6 protein-coding genes and 1 tRNA gene are annotated in these 5730 nt (G+C 67.7%); 3 read left to right on the top strand and 4 right to left on the bottom strand.

The features are described 5' to 3' along the window. On the top strand, positions 1–680 hold a 680-nt coding region (locus ASG69_RS17635; RefSeq protein WP_082546991.1), incomplete at its 5' end, for an aminoglycoside N(3)-acetyltransferase. Between the two features lie 604 nt (positions 681–1284). Here the strand turns inward: ASG69_RS17635 and ASG69_RS17630 are convergent. After that, positions 1285–1360: transfer RNA gene (locus ASG69_RS17630), tRNA-Lys, on the bottom strand. A gap of 92 nt (positions 1361–1452) precedes the next feature. Next, a complete protein-coding gene (locus tag ASG69_RS22550) occupies positions 1453–1674 on the bottom strand; it encodes a DUF3618 domain-containing protein (protein ID WP_027505503.1) in 222 nt (73 codons plus the stop codon). A gap of 112 nt (positions 1675–1786) precedes the next feature. Here ASG69_RS22550 and bcp point away from each other — a divergent pair, with 112 nt between their 5' ends. Beyond that, positions 1787–2260, top strand: a complete 474-nt coding sequence (gene bcp, locus ASG69_RS22250) for a thioredoxin-dependent thiol peroxidase (protein WP_056448910.1) — start codon at positions 1787–1789, stop codon at positions 2258–2260. Here bcp and ASG69_RS17615 read toward each other — a convergent pair. After that, entirely contained in the window at positions 2238–3629 is a 1392-nt protein-coding gene (locus ASG69_RS17615; RefSeq protein WP_056448912.1) for a dipeptidase, read from the bottom strand. The genes bcp and ASG69_RS17615 overlap by 23 nt on opposite strands. A 31-nt stretch (positions 3630–3660) precedes the next feature. Continuing rightward, positions 3661–5001, bottom strand: coding sequence for a hypothetical protein (locus ASG69_RS17610; protein ID WP_056448915.1), 1341 nt, complete (start codon positions 4999–5001; stop codon positions 3661–3663). 207 nt (positions 5002–5208) lie between these two features. Here ASG69_RS17610 and ASG69_RS23145 point away from each other — a divergent pair. Further along, on the top strand, positions 5209–5730 hold a 522-nt coding region (locus ASG69_RS23145), incomplete at its 3' end, for a TetR/AcrR family transcriptional regulator (RefSeq protein WP_442971102.1).

Below are 5730 nucleotides of genomic sequence, written 5' to 3'. Positions count from 1 at the left end.
CCCGCCTCGGTCTGCGCCGCGGTGACCTGGTTCTGTGCCATTCGTCGTTGTCGTCGATCGGCCAGGTCGACGGTGGCGCCGCGGCTGTGGTGAGCGCGCTCCTCGACGTGATCGGCTCCGGCGGCACGCTGGTGGTGCCGGCTTTCACCGGGGAGTCCGCCAGTGCGTTCACCTCGGAGACACCGACGACCATGGGTGCTGTCCCGACGGCGCTCCTGGCGTGGCCGGGTCGCGTACGCAGTGCGCATCCTCAGGTGTCGGTCGCCGCTGTGGGACGGGAGGCAGTGCCGGTCTGTGCGCGACAACCGTGGGCGTATGCGCTCGGAGCGCAGTCACCGTTCGACGAGATCGTCCACCGCCGTGGCCGCATCCTGTTGATCGGAGTGGGACACAACCGCAGCTCGATGCTGCATCATTCAGAGTCACTGATCGCCGACCACCGTCGGAAGGTCCGACGGTTCATCGTCGAGGACGTCAAAGGCACGCGCTGGGTCGAAGTGCCGGACGTCGGTAACGACAACGACACGTTCTTCCCGGTCGTCGGTGCGGAATTCGAGCGGCAGGATCCTTCGGTCCGAGTCGGAAAGGTCGGTCACGCCAGATCCACACTGTTCGATGCTGCGCCCTACGACACCTTCGCGCGAAAACGACTCGCCGAGCTCCTGCCCAGCAGCGACTGAGTGCAATGCTCGAAGTAGACCGGTTCGAAATGTGGCCGCGCACCGAAACATACGGCTGATCGCACGCTGAGCTACGCCGATCCGATCACAGCTCCGCGGTGATGCAGAACAGGTGTCCTGCCGCGTCCGACAACTCCGGTCACCGGGAGTCCGGCCATCAGGACACAACCGTGCACCGCAGTCCTCCGTGTGTCGCACCGCCCCGGCACGTCACCACCATCACCGAGATCGAAGTGCACCACGGGCGAGTCCGGCGGTGTCAGCTGCGCATACTCCGCACATCTCTGGGCAACGAGGACGAGGCTCACAGTCCGTACGCATTCCGGCGCCGTCCCCGTCGCACTTCAGCGGTCAGCCACCCAGCATCGCGACGTATAGTCGCGCACCGTGGTAGACGGCCATGGCTACACGACTCTTAATCCAGCAGTCTATTGGAACCAGTACAGACACGAACGCGGCGCTCTGACCAGCAGTTACGCATCGCCAATGTGCGGCCGATTGCACGTAAACGTGAGTTCGGAGTTGAAAGTCATGAATAAGTAGTGAGTGGCACCGAAACCAGAAGGGCCCCTGTTCAGCATAACTGCTGATCAGGGGCCCTTTTTGGTGCGCCCACAGGGACTCGAACCCCGGACCCAGTGATTAAGAGTCACTTGCTCTACCAACTGAGCTATAGGCGCATGGTCGGAGCGGCTCGCGCTCCTCGGTGCGTGAAAGACATTAACACCTGGCGCGCATGGAGTGAAATCGAGTCACTGACCTGCGCAGATGCTCAGCTGACGATCTTGCGGATCACCAGGATGGCGACGACGGCGCCGACGCCGATGAGCGAGAACTTCACGGCGGGCTCGTTGAGGGTGCCCACGACGCTGCGCTTGGTGTTCTCGACCAGCCGCTTCGGGTTGGCGCGCACGCTGAGCTCGTCCAGGGTCGACGCGAGCTGGTCGCGTGCGGCCTCGATGTCGCGCTCGATGTTGTCGGTGTTGCGTGCCACGAAAGCCCTCCCGGCTGGACGAAGATGCAGAACTTCTGCGGTCGCCTCAAAGCCTAGAGCACGACGCCCGGCGCGCCTGCCCGGCTCGGACGAGTCGGCTAAGTTTGGCATCGTGACCACGACCTCGAGACTGTCCGCAGGCGACGCTGCTCCCGCCCTGTCCCTCCCCGACGCCGACGGCAACACCGTGTCGCGGGCGGACTACGCCGGCCGACGCGTGGTCGTCTACTTCTACCCCGCCGCGGCGACGCCGGGGTGCACGAAGCAGGCGTGCGACTTCCGCGACAGCCTGGCGCAGCTCAACGATGCGGGCCTCGAGGTGATCGGGGTGTCGCCGGACAAGCCCGCCAAGCTGGCGAAGTTCCGCGACGACGAGGGCCTCACGTTCCCGCTGCTCTCCGATCCGGAGAAGTCGACCTTGCAGGCGTGGGGCGCGTTCGGCGAGAAGTCGATGTACGGCAAGACCGTCACGGGCGTCATCCGCTCGACGTTCGTCATCGACGCCGACGGCAAGGTCGAGGTGGCTCAGTACAACGTGAAGGCCACCGGCCACGTCGCCAAGCTCATCCGCGATCTGAAGCTCTGAGCCGCCACTGCTCGGGCAGGCGGCTCAGGAACGCTGCTTCGGCCACCGCGATGGTCTCGATCTCGCTGGGGTCGACGCTCTCGTTCGGTGCGTGAATGGTCGACAGCGGCTCCTCGACGCCCATGAGGACGATCTCCGCGTCCGGAACCGCGCGCTGCAGCGCGGTGCACAGCGGAATGGAACCGCCCTGCCCGGCGAACTGCACGGGCTCGCCGTAGGCGTCGCTCAACGCGGTCATCAGCGTGCCGTACGCGGGGCCGTCCGTACGGGCGGCGAAGGGTGATCCGACGGCATCCGGCGTGACCGTCACCCGCGCGGACCACGGCGCCGCATTCGTCAGGTGAGTGACGAGCAGATCACGCGTCTTCTCGGCGTCCATGCCGGGCGGTACGCGCAGTCCGATGCGCGCGGACGCGCGAGGCACCACGGCGGCGGCGCTTCCCACCACGGGTGGGCAGTCGATGCCCATGACGGTGACGGACGGCCGGGCCCAGAGATGGTCGGCGATAGACCCGCTCCCGGTGAGCTCCACACCGTCCAGCACGCCCGCATCCGTCCGGAAACGCTCGACCGGATACTCGGCACCGCCCCACACGCCGGAACCGTCGACCCCGTCGATGGTGGTGTCGCCGTTGACGTCGTGCAGCGTGGCGAGCATCGCCACGAGGGCCACCAGTGCGTCGGGCGCAGGACCGCCGTACATGCCGGAATGCACTGCGCCGCGGAGTGTCTCGACGTCGACCCGCACGATCGCCATGCCGCGAAGCGACGTCGTCAGCGTCGGCGTTCCGACGGCGATGTTGCCCGTGTCGCCGATGACGATCACATCGGCCGCGAACAGTTCGGGACGATCGTGCACCAGGTCCTCGAGGCCACCGGTCCCGGTCTCCTCCGAGCCCTCGCACACCACCACGATGCCCACCTCCGAGTCGGAGCCGAGCGCACGGAGCGCCGCGAGGTGCATCAGCACGTTGCCCTTGCAATCGGCCGAACCGCGGCCGAACCAGCGACCGTCCCGATCGGTCAATTCGAAAGGCGCGCTGTTCCACAGCGACTCGTCGCCCGCAGGCTGGACGTCGTAGTGCGAGTACAGCAGGACCGTCGGAGCACCGTCCGCGGCGCGGCGCCGACCGATGACGGCCGCCGATCCGTCGGACGTCTCGTGCAACTCCGTGTCTTTCACGCCGGCGTCGCGGAACGCGTCCCGCACCCACTCCGCGGCGGAGCGGCACTCGGACGGCGGCGCCTGCTCGGGATCGGCGATGGAGCGAAAGGCAACGAGGTCTGCCAGTTCGGCGCGCACTCGCGGCATGCTCGCACGCACGCGGTCTCGGAGCTCGGACAACTGCGCATCGGTACCAGAGGTCATGGAAAACAGTCTGGCACCTCGACGCGTCGACCTACTGCGGGAACTCCTGGTTCAGCCACTGCCCGGTCTGCTGCCAGTGCTTCGCCCACGCCTCGTCCTGCAGCTGCTGCGGGGACTTGTTCGGATCCTGCTCGGGCACCGGGACGGTGAACTGCGGAGCGGGTACCGCACTGGGAGAGGACGACTGCTGCTGTGGCGGCGTGGTGGTCCACGGCGTGGGCGCCGGCGCAGCGGCGGTCGGCGACCAGGGTGCTGCCGACGGCGCGGTCCAGTCGGAGGCCGCGGCGTCTGCTGCGGCGTCCTCTGTCGGAACCGGCGCTGCCGGAGCAGCGGGGGCCGGCGACGCGGCCGGAGCAGCGGGAACCACCGGTGCCGCGGCTGCGGGAGCATCTGCCACCGGGGACGCGGAGCCACCGTTCGGGGCCTGCTGCTCCGCGGCGGTGTTCTGGGGCACGCTGTCCGATCCACCGGACATCACGGCAGCGGTACCGATGCCCGCCGCGACCAGCGCTGCTGCTGCAGCAGCGCCCGCGAACCCGACGAAACGGCGCGAGCGGCGACCGGTGGGAGCGACGGACGCGGCCGTCACCACCGGGATGGCCTCGGTCCGAGCATCGTCGATCGGATCGACGACAGCAGGCGCCACGACGGCGGGGAACACCTCGGTGTCGGTGTCGGACGACGTCGTGGGAGGAACGGCCTTGTCGACGGGCGTGACCTCGTCGGCGGACGCGACTCGGGGGCGAGCAGCCGCGGCGGCGGCACCTGCCACACCGGCACGTGCCGCTGCGGACTTCGAGATCGGCGACGCGGACGCGGCCGACTTCACGACGCCGGACTTCCCCGCACCGGTCGCGGACCGGCGTACCGGCTTGGCCGGGACGGGACGCGTCGGGCGCAGAGGTGGGCGGGCTGCCGCTGCGGCGGCGGCGACAGCGGAGGGTGTGGTCCGCTGCCAGGGCGCGACATCGTCGGCAGGAGGAGTGGCGTCGTCGTCGAGTGTCGCGCCGTCGGCGGGCGTGTCCGCGACGACCGGGGTGGGAGAGTCGAAGACGGGAACACCGAACGCGAGTTCGAGGATGGGCGGAGCCACGTCGATGTCAGCGGCAGCGCCCGAGGTCACGACGGACATGACACAGGCGTCGGCGACGTCCACCAGGTCCCACAGCATTGGCACCGTCAGCCCGATCTGCTCGGGCGAGAAGTCCTCGAGGTCGATCGACTCGGCGACGCCGAGGTCCGACCCGTCGATGGGAGACAGCAGGGACGCCGTCACCGTGGACCCGTCCAGGTGATACAGCAGAACGGCGGAGACCACGGTGGTGTCACCACGGGTCTCGGGTGCGCTGCTGTTGCGGGGGGTGTCGTTCATGATGTGCCTCCTCTTCTCGAAGACGAACCGGAAGCCGACACAGCCGTCGTGACTCCCCCGAGACCGGCCTGAACGATCGACTACATGCTCCGTCAGTGAACGATGCGTCTTGTAACAGTCTCTAAACATACCGTAAGTTCATATTGAATGCGGCCGAACGGTAGCTCACTGTTCGAGAACGGTGGGTCGACCGATACTGTTGGTGACGTGGAGTCGACCGACGGAGCACCGGGGCGCAGCACCCCGATCACCGAGGAGACGGCGCACGATCAGGGCCTTCACGACGAGACCGATGTCCGCGACGGGGCCGACACCAGCGAGAACGCGGACGAGAACGAGCCCGTCGAGCTGCTCCCCCGCCGCCGCCCCACCCAGGAGCGCAGCAAACGGAAGTTCGACGCATTGTTGACGGCGTCGCGCGAACTGTTGACCGACGTGGGGTTCGAGTCGTTCACGTGCGAGGAGGTCGCGGCCCGCGCCGGACTGCCCATCGGCACGCTGTACCAGTTCTTCGCCAACAAGTACGTCATCGTGTGCGAACTGGGTCGCCAGGATCTCGCAGGCGTGCGCCAGGAGTTCGCCGACTTCGACGGCGAGGTTCCGTCACTCGACTGGCTACGCTTCCTCGACGACTTCCTGGACCATCTCTCCAGCCTGTGGACGTCGGATCCGTCCCGACGCGAGGTGTGGTTGGCGATGCAGTCCACCCCGGCCACACGCGCCACCGGC

The sequence above is a fragment of the Rhodococcus sp. Leaf225 genome, from assembly GCF_001426145.1.
Classification (GTDB): Bacteria; Actinomycetota; Actinomycetes; order Mycobacteriales; family Mycobacteriaceae; genus Rhodococcoides.
This window is presented reverse-complemented; position numbering and strand designations above follow the sequence as displayed.